We start from the raw sequence: 24557 nt of genomic DNA, 5'->3' as shown, positions 1-24557 counted from the left end.
CGCAGGTCACCCGCCCCGTTCGAGGTACGCGGCGAGCACCGGGCCGATCACGGCCAGCGACTCGGGCTCGATCATGTCGTTGTGGCCGCAGTCGACGGGACACTCGTCGATGCCGCCGGTCACGATCCGGCGCCATTCCTGCGGAGACCGGCGCGCCCCGTCCCGGTCGCCGACCGCGGGGAACGCGAGCAGGTCGCCCTCGAACACGTCCGGGACGAACCGGTGTACCAGCAGCCGGGAGTTCAGGTAGCCGTCGCTGATGCGTTCGAGGTGCTCGGCGGTGATGCCGTCCGGTATCCCGAAGTGGTCGTTGAACATCCGAGCCGCGGTCGCGTAGGTGAGGTCCTGCGTCGCCGCGACGTCGAGCCCGAGCCCCTGCAGCAGGTCTACCAGGTCCAGGCGGCTCAGCAGGGGATCCGAGCCGTCGTCGGGGAAGGCGTCCATGACCGCGAGCGTCGCGACGGCGAGCCCGCGGCGCTGCAGTTCGACGCCCATCGCGTGCGCGAGGACACCGCCGAGCGACCAGCCGAGCAGGTCGTACGGGCCGTCCGGGGCGACCGCCACCATCTCGTCGACGTACCTGGCGGCGAGGTCGTCGATCGACGCGTACCGGGGTCCGCCCGCGATGGCCGGCAGCTGCAGCCCGAACACCGGGCGATCCGTCGGCAGGTGGCGCAGCAGAGCGCCGTAGCCCCACGACAGACCGATCCCGGGGTGGACGCAGAACAGCGGCCGTCCCGAGCCACCCGCGCGCAGCGTGATGCGGGCCGCCAGGGCCTCGTCGATCCCGCCGGGCGCCACCGCGGTGATCCGTGCGGCCAGCCCGGCCGGTGTCGGATCGAGGAACAGTGCCTGCAACGGAACGGTCGAACCGAGCCGGACACGCAGGTCCGTCACCACCTTCGTCGCGAGCAACGAGGTGCCGCCGAGGTCGAAGAAGCTGTCGTCCATGCCCACCCGGTCGACGCCCAGGACGTCGGCGAACGCCCGGACCACGGCCGACTCGACCGGGCCGTCGGGTTCCCGGAACACCGCGGACGCGGCCAGGAACCCCGGGTCCGGCAGCGCGTCGCGGTCGAGCTTGCCGGTCGGCGTCAGCGGGATGCGGTCCAGGACAGTGACCGCGGCCGGCACCATGTACGCGGGCAGGTGCTGGGCGGCGACGCGGCGGAGGTCGTCGGGATCGACGTCCGTGTTCTCGACCGGGCGCACGTACGAGCACAGCAGCGTGTTGCCGGCCGGGCCCGGACGGGCGAGGGTCACGGAGAACCCGACGCCCGGCTGGGCGGTGAGCACCGCGTCGATCTCCCCCGGTTCGATCCGGAATCCGCGCACCTTGACCTGGAAGTCGCTGCGGCCGATGTACTCGAGCGTGCCGTCGAACCGCCAGCGCACCAGATCGCCTGTGCGGTAGAGCCGTTCACCGTGACGACCCCACGGGTTCGCGACGAACCGGGACGCGGTGAGTCCCGGGCGGGCGTGGTACCCGCGCGCCAGCGCCGGCCCGGAGATGTACAGCTCCCCGACCACACCTCGCGGCACCGGATGCAGGCGCGTGTCCAGCACGAGTTCGGTGGTACCGCGGATCGGGCCGCCGAACGTCACCGGCTCGCCGGGGTGCATCGGGGCGCTGATGTTCGCCATGATCGTCGTCTCGGTGGGGCCGTAGGCATTGAGCATCGTGCGGCCGGGCGCCCAGCGCGCCACCAGTTCCGGCGGACACGGCTCACCGGCGACGACCAGCGTGCGCAGCGAGTCCTGACCCACCGGGTCGACCGAGGCGAGCGCGGTAGGGGTCACGAATCCGTGTGTCACTCTCTCGGTTTCGAGCAGCGAGCCGAGCTCTGTGCCGCCGTAGATGCCGGTCGGGACGACGACCATCGTGGCGCCCGCACTGAGCGCCATCACCGTCTCGAACACCGAGGCGTCGAAGCTCGGCGACGCGAAGTGCAGGGTGCGGGCGTCGGGGGTCACCGCCAGGTGGTCGCGTTCCTCGACGGCGAGGTCGGCGAGGCCGCGGTGGGTGAGGACGACGCCCTTCGGGATGCCGGTCGAGCCGGACGTATAGATCAGGTAGACGGGCTGGTCCGCGTGCACGGGACGGAGACGATCCGACGCGGATATCGGGGCCGACGACGTCGCGGCGACCGCGGCGGCCGTCGCAGGGTCGTCGAGCACCGACCAGTCGACCGCGTCGGGCAGCCGGTCGCGGCGCGAACGCACCGTCACGCCGAGCGCCGCCCCCGAGTCACTCAGCATCCGCGAGATCCGCGGGGCCGGGTAGTCGGGGTCGACGGGCACGAACGCCGCGCCGGTCTTCGCGACCGACCACACCGCCAGCACCGAGTCCGGCGAGCGGGACAGGCCGAGTGCCACGAACGACTCGGGTCCCGCTCCCGCGCCGATCAGATAGCGCGCCAACCTGTTCGAGCGCTCGTCGAGTTCCCCGTACGTCATCGCGGCGCCGTCGTGCGCGACCGCCACGGCGCCGGGGTCGCGGGCCGCGTCCGCGAGCAGGTCGGCCAGCACGACCGGATCCGCGTCCGGCCCTCCCCGCGCGGGGGCGAGCCCGGCCAACTCGCCGGCGGCGAGGATGTCGAGATCGCCGACGGCGCGCTCGGGATCGGCGAGTGCCGACTCGAGGATTCGGACGAAGCGTTCCGCGAAGCCGCGCACGGTACCCGGATCGAACAGGTCGGTCGCGAAGGCGACGCCGCCCGCCAAGCCGGCGGGTGCGCCGGACTCGTCGAACTGCTCGGCCAACACGAACTCGAGATCCTCCTTGACCACCTCGACACCCGGCGCCAGTCCCTCGAAGGTCAACCCGGGCAGCTCGAGTCGAGCGCCGGCGCCGTCGTGGAACTCGAGCGCCACCTGGAACAGCGGCGAGTACGCCGTCGAACGCGCCGGGTCGAGTTCTTCGACCACCCGCTCGAACGGCACGTCGGCGTGCGCGAACGCGCCCAGGTCGACGTCACGCACGAGGTCCGAAAGCTGCGAGAACGACAGCCGTGCATCGATCCTCGTGCGCAGCGCCAACGTTCCCACGAACATCCCGACGAGATCGTCGAGCACCCGCTCCCCACGCCCGGCGATCGGCGTGCCGATCACGATGTCGTCGGTGTCACCGAGTCGGCTGAGGAGGACCGCGAGACCCGCGTGGACGGTCATGAACAGGCTCGTGCCCCGGGTCCGGGCGAACGTCTGCAACCGGCGGTGCAGATCCGCGTCGATCGCGAAGTCGACCCGCCCGCCGCGGAACGACTGCTGGATCGGACGCGGCCGGTCGGCGGGCAGCCCCAACAGGTCCGGGGCACCGGACAGGGTCCGGGTCCAGTACACGAGTTGGCGCGCGAGGAGCGATCGCGGGTCGTCGGCGTCGCCGAGCAGATTCCGTTGCCACAGTGTGTAGTCGGCGTACTGCACCGGAAGCGGCGCCCAGTCCGGCCGGTGCCCCGCCGACCGTGCCGCGTAGGCGCGCACGAGGTCCGTCGCGAGCGGTCCTGTCGAGTATCCGTCGATCAGGATGTGGTGGGCCACGAGCACCAGGACATGATCGTCCGGCCCGAGGGCGAACAGCGCGACCCGCACCGGGACGCGTTCGGTCACATCGAATCCCGCCGTCGTCACCTTACGCACCCGCTCGTACACATCGGATTCGGCCGCAACGGCTACCGGGTCCAGGACGATCCCCGTGTCGGCCGCCTCGCGCACGTCCTGTACCGGGCCACCGCCGTCGATCGGGAAGACGGTGCGCAACGCCTCGTGCCGGGACACTATGTCGTACACCGCGGCACTCAGGGCCGCGGTGTCCAAGGTTCCCCGCAGCCGGACCGCGATCGGCACGTTGTAGGCGGGCGACGACGGGTCGAACTGGTTGATGAACCACATCCGTTGCTGTGCCGCGGACAGCGGCACCCGTGGCGGGCGTTCGGTCGGCTCGAGGACGGGCCGTCCGGACGGGCCGGTGCCCTCGTGCTCGATCCGTTCGGCCAGTGCGGCGGCCGTGGGCGCCTCGAACAGCGCCCGCACACCGAGATCGATGCCGAGGGACTCGCCCAGACGGGCGACGGCGCGTGTCGCGGACAGCGAGTTGCCGCCCAGGTCGAAGAAGCTGTCGTCGGTGCCGACCCGGTCGGCGCCGAGGACCTCGGCGAAGACCTCCGTCACGGCTTCTTCCACCGGGTTCGTCGGCGCCCGGAACACCGGTGCCGCAGTGCCGAATTCAGGCTCGGGAAGCGCCCGACGATCGAGCTTGCCAACCGGTGTCAGCGGTATGGTCTCGAGGACCTCGACGGCCGCGGGAACCATGTACTCGGGGAGGAGTTCCGCGAGCCGCGCGCGCAGGCCGTCGACGGTGATGTCCCGGCCCGGGGTCGCGGCGACGTAGCTGACGAGCACCGTGTCGCCACTGGGACCCCGACGACCCAGCGTCACGGCGAAACGCACGTCGGGGTGCGCGCTGAGCACCGCGTCGATCTCTCCGAGTTCGATGCGGAAGCCGCGGACCTTGACCTGGAAGTCGCTGCGGCCCCGGTACTCGAGCTTGCCGTCCGGGGTCCAGGCACCGACGTCACCGGTGCGGTACATGCGTTCGCCGGGCGCGCCGAACGGGTTCGCGACGAAGCGCCCAGCGGTCAACGCCGGACGCCGGTGGTAGCCGCGGGCGAGTCCCGGACCCGCGATGTACACGTCGCCCTCGACCCCGGTCGGCACCGGCTGCAGGCGCCCGTCCAACACCAACTCGGCGACACCCGGGATCGGCGCGCCCATCGTCAGACGCGGCTGCCCGCTGTACTCCTCGATATTGACGACGATGGTCGTCTCGGTGGGCCCGTACACGTTCAGGACGCGGCACTGCGGCAGCCAGTCGGTCACGAGCTCGCGTTGCCACGACTCGCCGCCGACGAGGACGCACGAGAGGTCGTCGAGCCCCGACGGATCGACCGACGCGATGGCGGCCGGGGTGATGAACGCGTGGGTGACCCGCTGCTTCCGCAGCACCGCGGTCAGTTCGGTGCCGCCGTAGACGGTGCGCGGAACGATCACCATCGTCGCCCCGGCCGCGAAGCACAGCAGGTACTCGAGGAGCGAGACGTCGAAGCTGGGGGACGAGAAGTGCAGGGTGCGTGCGTCCGCCGTGACACCGCTGTGTGCCCGCTGGGCGTCCGCGTAGTTGGCGAGACCACGTTGGGTGATGGTGACCGCCTTGGGGCGTCCCGTGGAACCTGACGTGTAGATCAGGTATGCGGGGTGATCGATGCGGAGCGGCGCCGTACGGTCGCTGTCGGTGACCGGACCGGACGGCCGCCTCGCGCACGCGCGCACGACGTCCGGGTCGTCGAGCTCGAGCCAGTGCACCGAGTCCGGGAATTGGGATCGGAACTCGCTTGTGGTCACGCCGATCTCGGCGCCGCAATCCGCCAGCATGTTCGCGACCCGCTCGGGTGGGTAGTCCGGGTCGACCGGAACGAACGCAGCCCCGGTCCGGGCCACCGCCCACACGGCGAGGACGGACTCGATCGATCGCGGAATCCCCAGTACCACGAGCGATTCGGGGCCGATTCCCCGATCCGCTAGGTGCCGGGCCAGCCGGTTGGCCCTGGCGTCGAGGTCCCCGTAGGTCACCTCACGGCCGTCGCCGACGAGCGCGAGGGCCTCGGGGTCCCATGCGGCGGCGGTGTCGAGGATCGCGGCGAGTGTGCGCGGCGACGACCCGGGACCCGCACCCACCGGGACGAATTCGTGCCACTCGACGTCGGTGAGAAGGTCCAGGGCGGCGAGACGGCGCCCGGGTTCGCCCGCGAGGGCCCGAAGGGCCCGCAGGAGGCGTTCGGCGATGCCCGCCGCGCGCCCCTCCTCGAGCAGGTCCGGGCGGAACTTCACCGTCACCCGCAGCCGGTCGGGCGCGGACGCGACGACACTGAGCGGGTAGTGCGCGGAGTCGCGGGCCTCGACGCCGACGATCCGGAGTCCGCCCACCTCCCTGCCGGCGCCGCCGTCGCCGCGGACCGGGTACGACTCGAACACGGTCAGCGTGTCGAACGCCGCGCCCGGGCCGGCGGCCCGCTGGATGTCTACGAGGCCCACGTGGTGGTGGTCGAGCAGTGCCGACTGCTCGGCCTGGGTGCGGTCGAGCAGTTCGCCGAGGCTCTCGTACGGGTTCAGGCGAATCCGTACCGGCACGGTGTTGATGAACAGGCCGACGGCCGTCTCGACGCCCGGCAGGTCCGGCGGGCGCCCGGACACGGTCGTCCCGAACACGACGTCGTCGCGACCCGTCAACAAGCCGAGCACGATTCCCCAGGCGGCCTGCACGACGGTGCTCAACGTGACTCCCCGGTCCCGGGCGACGTCGCGCAACCGGTCGGTCGTCGTGGCGTCGAGTCGGTAGGTCAGATCGCGGGACTCGGTGTACCGGTCCGTCGTCGCCGACTCGGTCGTGAGGAGCGTGGGGTCCTCGACGCCGGCCAGCGCGTCCGTCCAGGCCTGCAACGCGGTCGCCTGGTCTCGCGCGGTGAGCCACTGCAGGTAGCGGCGATACGGGGCCGGGGGCGGCAGCGCGGACGGGTCGCCGTCGGCGGCATACAGCGTGAACAGTTCCGCGAGCAGCAGCGGCGTCGACCACCCGTCGAACAACACGTGATGATTGGTGATCACGAGGCGTTCGATGCCGCCGGGCATGTGCACCAGCATGATTCGCACCAGCGGAGCGCGCCGGACGTCGAAGGGTGTCGCGCGATCGGCGTCGAGCACTTCGGTGAACCGCTCGGTCGAATCGGCCTCGCCGAGCCCGGCGAGGTCGATCTCGGTGCACGGCACGTCGGCCACACCTGGCACCACCTGCACGACGTCACCCCCGGGTTCGCGGACGAATACCGACCGCAGGTTCGGGTGACGGTCGAGCAGTGTGGCTGCCGCGCGGCGCAATCGAGGCACGTCCGCGGCGCCGTCGAGCGTGAGGATCAACTGCACCAGGTAGGCGTCGGCGGCGCCCTCCTCGGCCGCCGACAGTTCCGCGTGGAACAGCATGCCGCGCTGCATCGGCGACAGCGGCCACACGTCCGACAATTCGGGGTACCGGTGTTCCAGGCGCTCGATCGCCGCCTGTTCCATCGCGACAAGATCCAGATCCGACGGCGTCAGCCCGCCCGCACCCGGGGTGCGCGCGTGTTCGACGATTGCCTCGGCGGCGCGAATCCACCAGTGCGCCAGCTGATCGACCTCACCTGGGCTGAGGATCCCGCGCGGGCAGTCCCACGTCGCGGTGATCCGCGGGCCGTCCGGCCCGGGGACCGTGGCAGCGTTGACCTCGATCACCGCGGTCGCCGACAGGTCCGGTGCGAGCACTCCGCGCAGCTCGGAATCGTCCACGGGAAGCCACGTTCCGCCGGTACCGGCATCGAACCGGCCGAGGTAGTTGAAGCTGATCTCCGGCATCCCCCGCGCGGAGAGCTCGGGCCGGGTGTCGTCGTTCAGGTAACGGAGCAGGCCGAACCCGATGCCGTGGTCGGGGATCGAGCGCATCGTCTCCTTGACGGCCTTCACCACGGCGCCCGCGGGCGTGTCGGCGGACATCGCACCATCGACGTCGATGCCGGACAGGTCGAACCGCACGGGATACAGCGACGTGAACCATCCGACGGTCCGGGACAGGTCGGCTCCCGGCAGCACCTGGTCCTCGCGTCCGTGCCCCTCGAGCGCGACCGACATCGCGTCGACGTGGATCCCGCGTTCCCGGCGCCACCGCACCACCGCGAGAGCGAGCGCGCTCAGCAGGCCGTCATCGACGGAGCCGTGAAAGACACGTGGCACGGTCGTCATGAGCCCCCGGGTGGTCTCCGCCGACAGGTCGACCTCGATCCGGTCGGTGGTGGTGCCGACGTCGACGGTCGGATCCAGTTCTCGTGCACCGAGACACGGCCCCACCGGTTCGGTCATGGACCGCCACAGCTCGAATTCGCCGCCCCGGTTCCGTGCGGCGGCCGCAAGTCCGTCCGCCCACGTCCGCATCGACGTGCCGACGGGTGCGAGCGCCGGATCCTCTCCGGCGCCGGCCCGGGTGCACGCGACCGCCAGGTCCGCGAGGAGGATCCGCCACGACACCCCGTCGATCGCCAGGTGGTGTGCGACCGCGAGCAGCCGCACGCCGTCGGGTGCGGTGAACCGTACGAACTGGATCATGCTGCCGGAGAACGGATCCAATCGGTCGGCAGCCGCGTCCAGCTCACGCCGCGCCGGCCCGGTGAAGTCCGTGCCGTGCACCGCCTCGACCGGGACCGACCGCGTGACGGACTCGGCGTCCACCGCACCGGGCGGCCGCACCGTCACCCGCCATCCGGTGCGGGAGCGCGTGTCGCGCCGCAACAGCGCCCGCAACATGTCGTGCCGGTCGAGCACCGCACCGACACCCGCGGCCAGCGCATCGGGGCCGAGGTCGGGCGGGACGTCCAGCAGCACGGACTGCGAGTACCGGCCGAAGTCGCCGGAGCGCTCCGCGAGCCAGCAGACGATAGGGGTCGCCACGACGTCACCGACGCCGCCGCCGGGCAGTTCCGGCAGCGGTTCGACGCCGTGCCCGTCGACCCGTTCGGCCACGTCGGCGAGTCGAGCGACGGTGCGGCACTCGAACACGTCCCGCGGCGTGATCGCCACCCCGGCGGTCCTCGCGCGTGACACCAGCTGGATGGACATGATCGAATCGCCGCCGAGCCCGAAGAACGAGTCGTCGACCCCCACGGTCGGGGCGCCGAGCACGTCGGCGAACAGCCCGGCGAGGATGCGCTCCACTTCCGTGGCGGGCGGGCGGCCCTGCCCACCGCGGACCCGTGGGTCCGGCAGCGCGCCGCGGTCGATCTTGCCGTTCGGCGTCAGCGGGAACTCCGCGAGCACCGTCACCACGGACGGCACCATGTACGGCGGCAACCGCTGCGCGACAGCCTCGACCACCGTTTCGGCCGTGACCGTCGCCCCCGTCTCCGGGACGACGTACCCGAGCAGCCGGGACGAGCCCGCGGACTCGTCCCGGGCCAGGATCACCGCTGACACGATGCCCGGCACCGAGACCAGTACGGACTCCACCTCCCCCGGCTCCACCCGGAAGCCCCGCACCTGCACCTGAAAGTCGCTGCGCCCCAGGTATTCGAGGTCGCCGTCCGCGGTCCGTCGGACCCGGTCGCCCGAGCGGTACATCCGCTGCGCGGTCGCGAACGGGTCGGCCACGAACCGCGATGCGGTCAGGTCCGGACGGTGCCGGTAGCCTCGCGCCACCTGCGGACCCGCCACGTACAGCTCGCCGACGATGCCCACCGGCACCGGGTGCAGTCGGTCGTCGAGGACCCGCAGTCCGATCCCGGGAAGGCCGGCACCGATCACCGAACCGGCGGAGCCCGCGGCGCGGACCTCCCCCGCGGCGACCCGGTGCCAGGTCACGTGGACGCACGTCTCGGTGATCCCGAACATGTTGATCAGCTCGGGTCGGTCGTCGCCGCGGCGACCCACCCAGTCGCCCAGCCGCGTCGCGTCGAGTGCCTCGCCGCCGAACACCACGCGGCGCAGCGCGAGATCGCGTTCGGTGCCGGCGTCGGCGCGGGCCAGTTGGTAGAACGCCGACGGGGTCTGGCTGAGCAGGGTCACCGACTCGGCGCACAGCAACTCCAGCATGTCGTCCGGCGACCGCGCGGTGTCGCGGTCGACGACGACGACGCGTCCGCCGAATGCGATGGCGCCCCACAGTTCCCAGACCGCGAAGTCGAAGGCGTAGGAGTGGAACATCGTCCACACGTCGCTGCGGTCGAAGCCGAGGACGTCGCGGGCGCCGGAGAGCAGCGTGACGACGTTGCGGTGTGTGACGACGACACCCTTGGGCCGCCCGGTCGAGCCGGAGGTGTAGATGACGTACGCCGGTGAGTCGGCGCGCAGCGGACTGGTGCGCTCGCGGTCGTCGACGGGGCCCGCCGGGCGGCTGCCGATCCGATCCCGGGTGTCCGGTGCGTCGAGTCGGACGACCGGCACGTCCCCGGCGGCATCGGCCACCCGCCCCGCCGAGACGTCGTCGGTCAGGACGCACACCGCCCGCGCGTCCGTGAGGACGAATCCGATGCGTTCGACGGGATAACCGGGGTCCACGGGCAGGTACGCCGCGCCCGCCCGGACGACCGCGACCAGGGCTGTCACCAGGTCCACGGACCGCTCCATCGCGACGGCCACCACCGATTCGGGACCGATGCCTCGCTCGATCAGCCAGCGCGCCAACCGGTTCGACCGCATGTCGAGGTCGCGGTAGGTGAGCCGCGCGTCGCCGCCGACGACGGCCTCGCTCTCCGGTGTCGAGGCCGCCGCCGATGCGAACATCTCGGCCAGGGTGCCTCGGGCGGCGGTGGGCTCCGCGGCCGGCACCCATCCCTCGGTCAGCTCGATGTCGCCGACCGGAACCGACGGATCGGACGCGACGGTCGCGAGCAGCCGGGGCAGCATCGCGGCCAGACCGGTGACGGTGGTGTCGTCGAACACGTCCGTCGCGAAGACGATTTCGCCGGACAGCCCGTCCGGGGCGCCGGCCTCGTCGACGTGCTCGCCGATCCCGATCTGCAGGTCGAACTTCGCCTCCCCGGTGTCGACGTCGACGGATTCGACCGTGAGTCCCGGTAGCTCCACACGGGGCCGGTCGACGTTCCGGAACTCGAGCAGCACCTGGAACAGCGGGGCGTAGGACGTGTTGCGTGCGGCGCCGGAGCGGACGATCAGTCGCTCGAACGGCAGGTCCGCGTGCGCGAACGCGTCGACGTCGACGCCGCGGACCCGCTCGAGGACACTCGCGAACGGGGCCGCCGGATCGATCTCGGTACGCAGCGGCAGCGTGTTGACGAACATGCCGACGACGTCGTCGAGTTCGGCCTCACCGCGCCCGGCCACGGGCGTACCCACCACGATGTCGCGGTCCTGTCCGATCCTGGACAGCAGGACAGCCAGCGCCGCGTGCACCACCATGAAGATCGTCGAATCATGCTGCGCGGCAACCCCGGACAGCGCGCGGCGCACGTCCTCACCCACCCGCAGCGGCACGCGTGCGCCGCGGGTCGATCGCCGCGCACCCCGCGGGCGATCCAACGGGAGCGTCGTCACCGGCGGCGCACCGGCCAACCGCTCGAGCCAGTGCGACTCCTCGCGGGCGACCAGCGACGACGGATCGTCGGGATCGCCGAGAACCTCCCGCTGCCACAGCGCGTAGTCCGCGTACTGGACGCGGAGCGGATCCCAGTCCGGGGCACGACCGGAGACGCGCGCCGAGTAGGCGGTCACCACGTCACGGGCGAGCGGGCCGATCGAGAAGCCGTCCGCGACGATGTGATGCACCACCAGCACCAGGACGTGGACGTCCGGTTCGAGCCGCAGTACCCGGACACGCATGGGGGCGCCCTGTGCCACGTCGAATCCCGCCGCGATCAGCTCCCCGATCCGGGCGTCGAGGTCCGCGGCCCGCACGGGTTCGGCCGCGAGGTCACCCACGACGTCCTGCGCCGCCACGGTCACCTGGAACGGCCCGGACGGCGACGGGGGGAACACCGTCCGCAGCGATTCCTGCCGCGTCACCACGTCGACGACCGCGGCCTGCAGTGCGTCCGCGTCGAGCGTGCCCGTCAGTCGCAGCACCATCGGCACGTTGTAGGTGGCCGACGTGGGCTCGAACTGGTCGATGAACCACATCCGTTCCTGCGCCCACGACAGCGGTATCCGGTCCGGCCGCACGACGGTTCCCAGGCGCGTGGTGGACTCGGCGCGGGCACGCCCCGCCCGCGCCGCGAGCCGTCCGGCCGTTCCGCACTCGAACAGGTCACGCACGTCGATCCCGGACCCGAGCGAGCGGTTGATGCGCGCGACCGCCCTTGTCGCGCTGAGGGAATTGCCGCCGAGTGCGAAGAAGTTGTCGTCCACTCCCACCCGCGGGGCGCCGGTGACGTCCGCGAACACGGCCGCGACCCGCTTCTCGGCGGGCGTGCTGGGGGCACGGAATCTCGGCGCCGCCGAGGAGAAGTCGGGCTCGGGCAGGGCGTCGCGGTCGAGCTTCCCGACGGGGGTGAGGGGGAGATCGTCGAGGACGACGATCGCGTTGGGCAGCATGTGCGCGGGCAGCCGCCGGGCCGCGAACTCGGTCAGCGTCGCGCCGTCGACTCCGTCGTCCGTCGCCGGCACCACGTAGGCGACCAGCAGCGGGTCGCCACCGCCTCCGCGCCGACGAGCCGCGGCGACCGCGTGCGCCACCGCCGGGTGGGCCACCAGCGCGGCCTCGATCTCGCCGAGCTCGATGCGGAATCCGCGCACCTTCACCTGGAAGTCGCTGCGCCCCAGATAGTCCATCGCGCCGTCCGCCCGTCGTCGCACGACGTCCCCGGTGCGGTACATGCGGTCGCCGGGCGCCCCGCCGGGACCCGCGACGAAGCGCGCCGCGGTCAGCCCCGGCCGGCGGTGGTAGCCGCGGGCGGTGCCCGCGCCCGCGACGTACAGTTCCCCGGGCACGCCGGTCGGGACGGGACGCAGGAAGGCGTCGAGCACCACCAGATCGGTTCCGCGGACCGGCGTCCCGATCGGGATGTCGGCTCCGGGCACGAGCGGCTCGCTGATCGTGGTGAGCACGGTCGACTCCGTCGGCCCGTAGCCGTCGAGCATCACCCGGCCGGGTGCCCACGCGGCGACGAGTTCCGACCCGACGGCGTCGCCGGCGACCACGAGGACGTCCAGCGTCCCCGTGTGATCCGGTTCGACGGTGGCGAGCGCCGCGGGCGTGATGCAGGCGTGGGTGATTCGCTGCGCGGTGAACAGGTCGGCCAGCGCGGTCCCGCCGTACACGTCCGGCGGCGCGACGACGAGGGTCGCCCCGGCCGCGCACGCCTGCAGCAACTCGAGCACCGCCACATCGAAGCTCGGCGAGCAGATATGCAGGCACCGCGCCGACCTCGGGACCGGATACCGGCGGTGCTGCTCGTCCAGCAGGCTCGCCAGCCCGCGGTGGGTGACGGCGACGCCCTTGGGTCGTCCCGTCGAGCCCGACGTGTAGATCAGGTACGCGACGTCGTCCACGTGCACCGGCCGGGTCCGGTCCCGATCGGTCACCGCGGCCGCGGACGGCGCCTTGCCGTCGACGCCCGGATCGTCGGGGAACAGCCAGTCAACGGTGTCCGGCAACGCTTTCCGCGCCGCGGCCGACGTCAGACCGACGACCGCCCCGGAGTCGGTGAGCATGTGCTCGATCCGCTCACGCGGGTAGGTGGGATCGACGGGGACGAACGCCGCCCCCGTCTTCGCGACCGCCCACACCGCGAGCACCGAGGCCGCGGAGCGCGGCAGCGCGCACGCCACGACGTCACCCGGTCCGGTTCCCGCGCCGATCAGCACACGCGCGAGCCGGTTCGACTGCTCGTCGAGGTCCCGGTAGGTCAGCCGCGCGTCGGCCGCATCGACGGCGGACCCGTCCGGATTCGATGCGGCGCCGGAGTCCAGGATCTGCGGCAGCACTCGCGGCGACGACGGATCGCCGCCACGCGCGACAGCGGCCGCGCGTTCGGGCGCCGACAGCAGATCGATGCGCGCGATCGGCGGATCTTCAGGGGCGCTCACCTGAGCAAGTGCGAATTGCAGTCGCTGACGGAGCGATTCGATCCCGACGGCATCGAACGCGCCGGTGCGGTACTTCAACGTCACGTGCAGCCGATCGGTGAGCCCGGCCAGCAGGGTCAAGGGATAGTGGGTGGCGTCCAGCCCCCGGACCGCGACCACGGAAAGCCCGGCGATATCGATGTCGCGTTCGAGCGCGGACCGGTCCACCGGGTAGGACTCGAACACGGTGAGGGTGTCGAACACCGCGCCGGGACCGGCCGCCTGTTGGATGTCCGCGAGGCCGACGTCGTGGTGGTCCATCAGGGCCGCTTGTTCGCCTTGGACGCGGCGCAGCAACTCCCCCACGGTTTCACGTGGATCCAGACGCACCCGCACCGGCAGGGTGTTGATGAAGAGGCCGATCGCCGACTCGATTCCGGGTACGTCCGGGGGACGGCCCGACACCGTCGCACCGAACACGACATCCGTTCGCCCGGTGAGGACCCCGAGCACCAGCGCCCACGCCACCTGGACAACGGTGTTGGGGGTGACGCCGTGGGCGCGCGCGGCCCTCGTCAGCGCCGCGGTGGCGGACTCGTCGAGGACCAGTTCCACGTCACGGGATTCGCCACCGCGTTCCGCCGCGTCCGGTGCCGCGAGCAGCGTCGGGTCCTCGGCGCCGGCGAGTGCGCGGCACCAGGCTGCGACCGACGCGTCCCGGTCGCGCGCCGCCAGCCACACCAGGTAGTCGCGATAGTCGCCGGCCGGAGGAAGGATCGTCGCGTCGCCCTCGGCGGCGTACAGCATCAGGAGTCGTTGCAGCAGCAGCGGTGTCGACCAGCCATCGAGCAGGATGTGGTGGTGCGTCAGCAGCAGCCGGTAGGCGCCGGGGCCGACGCGGGCGAGCGTGAACCGCAGCAGCGGTGCCCGATCCATCGCGAAGCGCAGGTCCCGGTCCTCGGCCAGCAGGTCCCGCCACCGGCTCTCGACGCCGTCGGACGCGCCGTCCGACAGGTCGACCTCGCGCCACGGCATCGACACGTCGGACGCGATCACCTGGAGGGTCTCGCCGTCGACGTCGTCGACGAAGCAGGCACGCAGGTTGGGGTGCCGGTCGAGCAGGGTTCGGGCCGCGTCCCGCAGGCGTTCTCGCACCGGTTCGCCCCGCAACTCGATCACGAGCTGGACCATGTAGGCGTCCGGAACGTCCGCCGCGAGGTGGGCGTGGAACAGCAGCCCCGCCTGCAACGGGCTCACCGGCCACACGTCGACCACGCCGTGCCGATCCGCCTCGAGCGCGTCGATCCCGCGCTGATCGAGGCGGACCAGGTCGAGGTCCGACGGCGTGAGACCGCCGGCACCCGGGGTGCGCGCGTAGGCCGCAAGTCCGCGCAGCGCGTCCCGCCACAGGTCGGCGAGGCGCCGGACGTCGGCGCTGTCGAGCACGCCCGTCGCGTACCTCCACGCCGCCTGCAGGGTCGCACCACCGGATCCGGTGCGCACGCCCGCAGCGATGTCGACGGCGGCGGTCACCGGCATGTCGGGGTCCTGTGTGCCACCGAGGCCGCCGGCCGACACCGGCATCCACGGAGTGGGTTCCCCGGCAGGGTCGTCCACGACGGACAGACGTCCGAGGTAGTTCAGCACGATCTGCGGCGCGGCTCGCAGTCGCCGACCCTCGTCACCGTCGAGTTCGGTGAGCAGTCCGTACCCGATCCCGTGATCGGGGGCGGCCCGCAGGTGTTCCTTGACGAGCTTGACGGCGGTTCCCGCGGCACGCCCCCCGGCGTAGGCGTCGGCGAGGTCGATCCGCGAGAGATCCGGCCGTACCGGATGAATCGTGGTGAACCACCCCACCGTTCGACTCAGGTCGGCGCCGGGGACGGCCCCCTCCTCACGCCCGTGCCCCTCGATTCCGAACAGCGCGGGGCGCTCGTCGCGGTCGCGTTCGGCGTCCCACCGGGCCACGGCCATCGCGAGTGCGGTGAGCAGGACGTCCTGGGCGTTGCCGTGGACGGCGGCGGGCAGTCCGGTGAGCAGCGCCGCGGTGTCCGCGGACGGCACGTCGACGTCGATCACGTCCGTCGTCGCGTGCACGTCCCGCTCCGGATCGAGCGCGCCGCGCCCGACGGGCGCCTCGGGACCGTCGACGATGGTCCTCCACCAATGCAGTTCGGCGGCCCTGGCGGGGACGGCGTCACGGAGGGCGTGCGCCCACCGCCGCATCGACGTGCCGACCGGTTCCAGCACGGGAGTCCGCCCCTCCGTGGCTTGGGCCCACGCTGCGGCCAGGTCGGGCACGATCACTCGCCAGGACACGCCGTCGACCACGCTGTGGTGGATCACGAGCAGCAGCCGCCCGGTTCCGTGCGGGCCGGCGAACCACACGAGCCGAACCATCCGGCCCGCCGCAGGATCCAACCGGTCGGCCGCCGCATCCAGTTCGGCGGCCGCATGCCGCTCGAAGTCCTCGCCGAAGCCGCGCACCGCGGACCGGGTGAGGACGTCGCGGGCGTCGACCGCACCGATCGGGAGAACCTCCATCCGCCATCCGGATTCGTCGCCGACGAGCCGCGCACGGAGCATGTCGTGCCGGTCCAGGACCGCCTGCACGGCGTCCACGAGGTCCTGTTCTCGGACGCCGGCGGGCAGGTTCAGCAGCACCGACTGCGCGAAGCGGTCGATCCGGTCGCCCGCGCGCCGCACCAGCCACGCGAGGATCGGCGTCAGCGGTACGTCCCCCACCCCGCCGCCGTCGAGTTCCGGAAGGGTGTCGGCCGCTTCCTCGTCCGAGGTCGCGACCGCCGCCAGCGCCGCGACGGTACGGCGGTCGAACACGTCCCGAGGGGTGACGGACAGCCCGGCCGTCTTCGCGCGCGCCACCAGTTGGATCGACATGATGCTGTCGCCGCCGAGGTCGAAGAACGAGTCGTCGACGCCGACGGTCTCGAGCCCCAGCACGTCCGCGAACACCCGGGTCAGGGTGCGCTCGACGTCGGAGACCGGCGCCCGGCTCTGCGTCGTCTCGGTGCCGAAGTCCGGTTCCGGCAGCCTGACGCGATCGACCTTGCCGTGCACGGTCACCGGGATCCGCGGGAGCACCGTGATGTGCGAGGGGACCATGTACGACGGCAGCCGCGCAGCGACGGCGGCGTGCAAGTCCCCGGTGTCGACGTCGGCACCCGCGGCCGGAACGACGTACGCCACCAACCGTTCCCCGATCCGGCCCACGCGCCGGATGTCGGCCGCGGCCTGGCCGACGTCGGGATGCTGTGCCAGCACCGCCTCGATCTCGCCGAGTTCGATCCGGTACCCGTGGAGCTTGATCTGCCGATCGACGCGGCCGACGTACTCGAGTGTCCCGGCGGCGGTCCACCGCACCCGGTCACCGGTGCGGTACATGCGTTCGCCCGGTGTCCCGCTCGGGTCGGCGACGAACCGGGACGCGGTGAGCGGCGGGCGCCGATGGTAGCCGCGGGCGAGGGCCGGTCCGGCGAGATAGAGCTCTCCCGGGGTGCCGACCGGGACGGGATGCAGTCGCGAATCGAGCACCAGCGCATGAAATCCGGGAGTCGGTCCGCCGATCGTCACGGCGGCCCCTGGTGTCAGCGGCGCACTCAAGGTCCCGACGACGGTCGTCTCGGTCGGGCCGTACGCGTCGAGCATCGTCCGGTCGGACGCCCACCGTTCGACGACGTCCGACGGGCACGCCTCACCGCCGGTCAGCACGCACGCGAGGTGATCGAGGCCGCCGGGGTCGGTGGCGGACAACGCGGTCGGCGTCACGAACGCGTGTGTCACCCGCTCGGATGTCAGCAGCTCGCGTAGTTCCTCGCCGCCGTAGACGGGAGCGGGCGCGATCACCGTCGTCGCGCCCGCCCCGAACGCCAGCACCAGTTCGAGGATCGACGCGTCGAAACTCGGTGACGCGAGTTGGAGGACCCGGGAGTCCGGGGTGGTCCGGCACCGGTCGTGGAGCAGGGCCGTGAACGAGGCGAGCCCGCGATGTGTGACGGCGACACCCTTCGGGATTCCGGTGGAACCCGACGTGTAGATGAGATAGGCAATGTGGTCCAGGTTCAGCGGCGCGATCCGTTCGCCGTCCCGGATCGGGCGGTCGTCCGGTCCGGCGGCGGACGGGTTCTCGTCGAGCACCCACCACGGAAGACCGTCGGGGAACGAGCCGCGTGATGCCTCGACCGTGAGTCCCAGCGAGGCGCCGGAGTCGGCGAGCATCAACCCGATCCGGTCGGGCGGGTGCGCCGGATCCACGGGCACGAACGCCGCACCGGTCTTCGCGACCGCCCACAGTCCGGTGAGGAACTCGGGGCACCGCCCCATGCCCAGCGCCACCACCGCACCGGGTCCGACGCCCGCGCCGATCATCCTGCGGGCCAGCACGTTCGATGTCCGGTCGAGTTCGCCGTAGGTGACGTCGGAGCCGTCGTAGCGGATTGCGGGGTGCAACGGGTCGCGGTTGGCGGCAGCGACCAGCAGGTCCGCCAGGGCGCGTGGTGCCGTCCCCGCGGCGCCGTGGACGGGCACCAGGGCCTGCCGCTCCTCCGGATCCAGGACATCGATGTCGGCGACTAGGGCGTCCGGTGACGAGGACACCGCCCGCAGGATCCGGACGAAGCGTCGGGCGAACCGCCTGACGGTCGCCGCGTCGAACAGGTCGGTCGCGAAGACCAGCCCGCCGGACATCCCCTGGGCCGAGCCGTCGTCGTCGAACTCCTCGCCCACATTGAGCTGCAGGTCGAAGGCGGCCACCTCGTCGGTCCGCTCGAACGGCTGCACCCGCAGGCCGGGAAGGTCGAGAGCGGGGCTGGTGATCGTGCGGAACTCGAGCATCACCTGGAACAGCGGCGAATGCGTCGTCGACCGTGGCGGATCCACGGCCTCCACGACCCGCTCGAAGGGAACGTCGGCGTGCATGAAGGCACCGAGATCGGTGTCGCGGACCCGGTCCAGCAGACCCGCGAACGAGCACCCCCCGACGTCGCAGCGCAGCACGAGCGTGTTGACGAACATGCCGACCATCTCGTCGAGCGTCGCCGAGCCGCGGCCCGCGATCGGGGTGCCGATCGCGATGTCGTCGCTTCCGCTGAGCCGGGCCAGCAGCACCGCGAGCGCCGCGTGCACAACCATGAACACGCTCGCGCCGCGCTCACGAGCGAGGCGGACTAGGCGCTCGTGCAACTCCGCCGGAACCTCGAACTCGACGCGCCCGCCGCGCTGCGAGCGCACGTCCGGGCGTGGCTGGTCCGTCGGCAAGTCGAGCACCTCCGGCAGCCCGGCCAGGGTGTCGGCCCAATAGGCCAGCTGCCGCGCCGACGGCGCGTCCGGATCCGCGGTGTCGCCGAGCCAGTCGCGCTGCCACAGCGCGTAATCCGCGTACTGGACGTCGAGCGCCCGCCACACCGGGGGCGCACCACCGAGGCGCGCCACGTACGCCGCGGCGAAGTCGCGCGCCAGCGGGGTGAGGGAGAACCCGTCCGCGAGGATGTGGTGGAGGACCACCGTGAGGACGTGCTCGCCGTCACCGAGGCGGAACAGGCAGGCCCGAAGCGGGACCCGTTCCGTCACGTCGAATCCCCCGGCCATCACGGCCCGCATCCGGGGCAGCAGTTCGGACTCGGCCTCGACATCGACGACGTCGAGGACCGCGCCCTCCCGCCCGGCCGGCAGCACCTCCTGTCGCGGACCCGCATCGTCGAGGGGATAGATCGTGCGGAGGGACTCGTGCCGGTCGACGACGTCCGCGAGTGCGGCGCGCAGTGCGTCCTCGTCGAGTCGACCGGACAGCCGGACCGACAAGGAGATGTTGTATGTGGGTGAGGTGGTGTCGAACTGGTTGATGAACCAGATGCGTTGCTGCGACGGCGAGAGCGGAATGCGTTCCGGCCGTCGCCGTGCGACCAGTGGGGGCCGCGCGGCTTCGCCGCTCGCGGTGGCGCGACGGGCGAGGCCCTCCACGGTGGGCTCGTCGAAGACGTCCCGGACGCCGAGCCCGACGCCGAGCACCTCGCCGATCCTCGCCGCCAGCTGCGCCGCGACCAGCGAGTTGCCGCCGAGCGCGAAGAAGTCGTCGGAGGTGCCGACGTGGTCGAGGCCCAGCAACTCCCCGACCGTGGCGGCCACCGCCTCCTCGATCGGGTTTCCCGGTGCGCCCCGCGGCCGCTCCTCCGCGTCCGGTGGCGGTAGCGCGGCGCGGTCGAGTTTGCCGTGGACCGTCGTCGGCATCCGGTCGAGGACGACGACCGCCGACGGCACCATGTAGCTCGGAAGCAGTTGCGCCACAGCATCTCTTACGGCATCCGGATCGACCGATGGGGATTCGGGCACCACGTAGCCGAGGATCCGGGTACCGACCGGGCCCTCGGCGGCGATCGCGACGGCGGATGCCACCCCCGGCGCCGCGGTGAGCGCGGACTCCACCTCCCCCAGTTCCACCCGGTATCCGCGTATCTGCACCTGGAGGTCGGATCGCCCGGCGAAGCGGAGGGTACCGTCCGACGTCCATGTGCCCAGGTCTCCGGTGCGGTACATGCGACCGCCGGGGTCGAAGGGGTCGGCCACGAAACGGGCGGAAGTGAGCCCGGGGCGGTCGAGGTACCCGCGCGACAACTGCGCACCGGAGACGTACAGCTCCCCCGTCACTCCGGGCGGCACGGGGTGCAGCCGCAAATCGAGGACCCGCACCGCCAGGCCCGGGACGGGGGTGCCGATCGACCCGACCGGGGCACCCGTGATCGCCTCGGGGTCCAGCGGATCGTGGGTGACGTGGACGCAAGTCTCGGTGATCCCGTACATGTTCGTCATGCGTGGAGACGACGCCGGGTGCCGCTCGAACCACCCGGACAGATTCGCCGGGTCCAGTACCTCACCACCGAAGACGACATGCCGCAGCGCTGGGAGCTTGTCCCCGGCGGCATCGTCCGCGAACTGCCGATCGGCCTCCGCCAGCTGCCGGAACGCACTCGGCGTCTGGTCGAGGACGGTCACCCGCTCTCGGCGCAAGAGCTGCAGGAAGTCCCGGGGAGATCGTGCGGTGTCGTGGTCGACGAGCACGACGGTGCCACCGTGCAGCAGGCCACCCCACAGCTCCCACACCGCGAAGTCGAAGGCGTACGAGTGGAACATCGTCCACACGTCCGAGGCATCGAACCCGAACAGCGGCAGCGTACGGTCCAGCAACGTCACGACGCTCCGATGCGGCACCGCCACACCCTTCGGCCGCCCGGTCGAACCGGACGTGTAGATCACGTAGGTGATCGAATCGGGCTGCAGCGGTGCACGATCGGCGTCGGTAACCGCATCGGGTGACCGCGACGCGATGTCGGCAGCGACGGCCGGATCGTCGAGATCCACCACCGGAATCTCGAGCGCCGCCGACGACAACCGCCGCGCGCCTGCCGCGTCGGCGAGCACGCACGCGGGCGACGAATCAGCGAGCACGAACGAGATCCGCTCGTCGGGGTAGTCCACGTCCACCGGAACGTACGCGGCGCCGGCGCCGACCACCGCTGCGAGCACGACCGGCAGATCCACGGACCGTGTCATTGCGACCGCCACGCGGCGCTCAGGTCCGATTCCGCGATCGATCATCCACCGCGACAGCCGGTTCGACCGTTCGGCGAGAGTCCGATACGTCATCCGATCCACCCCGGCGACCACCGCGATCGCGTCCGGGCGCTGCGCCGACACCCGCGCCAGCCGGTCCGGCAGCGTCGCGGGGACACCCACCCGGTCGGCGTGCGCCGCAGACAGGGCGCGCTCCGTGTCGTCGGTGACCCGGATGTCGCCGACGACGGCATCACCGTTCGCCGCGACCGTTGTCAGGATGCGGGAGAACCGCTCGACGAACCGGACGACGCTGTCGCGGTCGAACAGGTCGGTGGCGAAGTGCACGGCCGCCGACAGACCGGCAGGCTCGCCCGACGGATCGACGCGCTCGCGGACACTTAACTGCATCTCGAACTTGACGACGGGCGAATCCACCTCGGTCACTTCGGCGTCCAGGCCGGGAAGTTCCACCGACGTGGTTTCGGTGTTCTGCAGCTCGAGGAGCACCTGGACGAGCGGGGCGTGCGCGGGCGAGCGTTCGGTGGCGAACGCCTCGACGAGGCGTTCGAACGGCAGCTCGGTGTTGGCGAGCGCCTGCAGATCCGTCTCGCGCACGTGGGCGAGCACGTCGACGAACGACGCCCCGGGATCGACGTCGGTGCGCAGGACGAGGGTGTTGACGAACATCCCCACCAGGTCGTCGAGTTCGGGCGCGGCACGTCCGACGACCGGGGTGCCGATCGCGACGTCGCGACCGGCGCCGAGTCGCGCGAGCAGCACGGCGAATGCGGTGTGCAGCACCATGAACAACGTGCAGTCGCGGGTCCGGGCGAGATCGACCAGGCTGCGGTGGACGTCGGGGCCGATCACGAACGGGACCGTGTCACCGGCGGGCGACATCAGGGGCGGGCGAGGGCGGTCGAGCGGCAGCGAGATGACCGGAGGTAGGTCGGCCAGTTGCGCTGTCCAGTACCGCAGCCCACGGGCGGACACCGAATCGGTGTCGGCCGGGTCGCCGAGCAGGTCCCGCTGCCACAGCGTGTAGTCGGCGTACTGCAGCGGCAGCGGATCCCATCGCGGCGCCTGCCCCTCATGGCGCGCGGCGTACGCCACCATGACGTCGCGCGCGAGCGGCACCATCGACTGCCCGTCCGCAGCGATGTGATGCGCGACGACGGCCAGCACGTGCTCGTCGGGTGCGGTCCGAAAGAGTCTGGTGCGCAGCGGAAGCTGCGCGCTCACGTCGAACCCCACTGCGGCCTCGGCGAGCACCGCGTCCCACAGGTCCCCCCGGTCGATCTCGACGGGCCGAAGATCCGGCACGGCGTCCCGGGCATCGACGACAACCTGGTGCGGCCCGAGCGCATCCGACGGGAACACCGTCCGCAGCGTCTCGTGCCGCTCGACGACGTCGGCGAGAGCCGCGCGGAGCGCGTCGGTGTCGAGGTCTCCGGTCAGGGTCACCGCGAAGGGGATGTTGTACACCGGGGACGCCGTGTCGAGCTGGTCGACGAACCACATGCGCTGCTGCGCCGGCGACAACGGCAGCCGGTCGGGCCGGTCGCGGCGAGTCGGCGCGGACGGAGCGACCCCGCTCGCCCACGACCCGTCCTCGCCGAGCGCCGACTCGACGAATCCCGCCAGTCGCCGCACCGTGGGCCTCTCGAACAGGTCGCGGACGGTCAGCGCCGCGCGGAGCGTCGCGTTCAGGCGGGCGACCACCTTCGTCGCCACCAGCGAGTCGCCGCCCAGGTCGAAGAAGCTGTCCTCGGGGCCGACGGGCCGCCCGGTGGCGAGCACGGCCGCGAACGTGTCGGCGATCGCCCGCTCGATCTCCGCCTCCGACTCAGTCAGTGCTGCGGCGGCATCGGAGTCGTCGGCCTCCCCGGTCTCGGCGGGCGCGGGCGTCCGCGTGGCCGGGTGTGAGAACGGTGGCGATGCAGCCGCGCGTAGTTCGCCGAGGGGCGTCTGCGGATCGGCGGCCACGAACTCCTCGACCAGGTCCACGAACAGCCGATGGTAGGTCCGCTGCTCGCCCGCACCGTACCGGTTCGGGTTCGCCCGGAAGTCGACGAACGTCCGTACGGGCGTTCCGGATTGGTAGACGTTGACCAGCAGGTCGTCGACCGGACCGGAGGTGAGGATGTGGAACTCGGTGCGGAGGTCGCCCATCACGATCTCCGGGTGGAAGAACATCACGTTCACGATCGGCGCCGGCGGATCCCTACCGAGGTCACGCAGGATGTCGGCCCGGTTGCAGCGCTGATGTCGCAGCGCCGCAACGAGTTCGAGCTGGATCCGATTCGAGAGCGACGCCACGGTGTCGTCACCGGCGATCTCCACCGGCAGCGGCAGGAGGTTGACGGTCATTCCACCGGACCGCCGAAGCAGCGCAGTGGTGCGGGCCGAGACCGGGATGTTCACGAGCACGTCCCGCCGCCCCGTCATCCGACTCAGGTAGCACGCGAACGCGGCGACGATCCGCACGGCGGCCGACACCCCGGTCGACTCCGCCCCCTCCGACCGCTCGAGTGCGCGGACCGTCGGGGCCGACAGTGCGGCGCTCGCGAGCCTACTCTCGGCGACCGCGGGCGCCGTCGACTCGCTCAGTGAGATCCCACGGACATCGGAAAGCGTTCTCGCCCAATACTCCCGGTCCGCCTCGTGGCGTCCCGACCCCCGGTAGCGCTCGTCGATCTCGAGTAGGGCGCGCAGGTCGGCCGCACTCGCCGGATCGGGCTCGCGCCCCTCGATCGCAGCAGTGTAGAGGTCGGCGATCCGGTAGAGCATCGTGGCGGCGGCGTAGCCGTCGAGCGCGATGTGGTGACTTCGGCTGTACCACAGGAAATGCCGATCGCCGACCTGGAGGACTGCGGTCTCGATCAGCCAGTCGACGGACAGATCGATCGGGGTCGCCATCTCGCGCCGCATCCACTCCTGAGCGGCACCGATCGGGTCGCGCTCGGCGCGCAGATCCATGAGCCTGATCGACCTGTCCCGCACCGGGTCGACGTACTGCAGCGGCTCGCCGTCCACGGTGACGACTCGCACGCCCGGCGACTGGAACTCGAAAGCTGCACGGACGTTCGCTTCCCGCAGACGGTCGATATCGAGCGGGCCCTCGATATCGACGTACTGCGCGATGAACAGTGGGACGTCGGGCACGAGCTGCTGCGCGAACCACAGGGCGCGCTGCGCCTCCGACAGCGGGAATCGGGATCCCACCAATTGCCGTCGCGGCTCGCGAGAATCGGCAGCGCCGGGTTCGGGTTCACGTTTTGCGGGTCCTGCGGAGTCCACGTATCGCCCCCAGAAGGATCGGTTCGCCGCGGTGGCTCGCGCCACCGTCGCCGAACGACACTCCCTCAGGCGGAAGCCGTCCGCGACGGGCAGCGCCT

General features: G+C 71.7%; 1 protein-coding gene. It reads right to left on the bottom strand.

Features of this window, described 5'->3' with window-relative positions; all coding sequences use genetic code 11:
* Positions 1–6: 6 nt before the first annotated feature.
* Complete coding sequence (locus ABI214_RS16250) at positions 7–24384, bottom strand: non-ribosomal peptide synthase/polyketide synthase (RefSeq protein ID WP_348603554.1); 24378 nt, start codon at positions 24382–24384, stop codon at positions 7–9.
* Positions 24385–24557: the final 173 nt, after the last annotated feature.

This window comes from Prescottella soli (assembly GCF_040024445.1).
Lineage (GTDB): Bacteria > Actinomycetota > Actinomycetes > Mycobacteriales > Mycobacteriaceae > Prescottella > Prescottella soli.
Note: the sequence above shows the minus strand (reverse complement) of the source record. Positions and strands in the feature narration are given on the sequence as shown.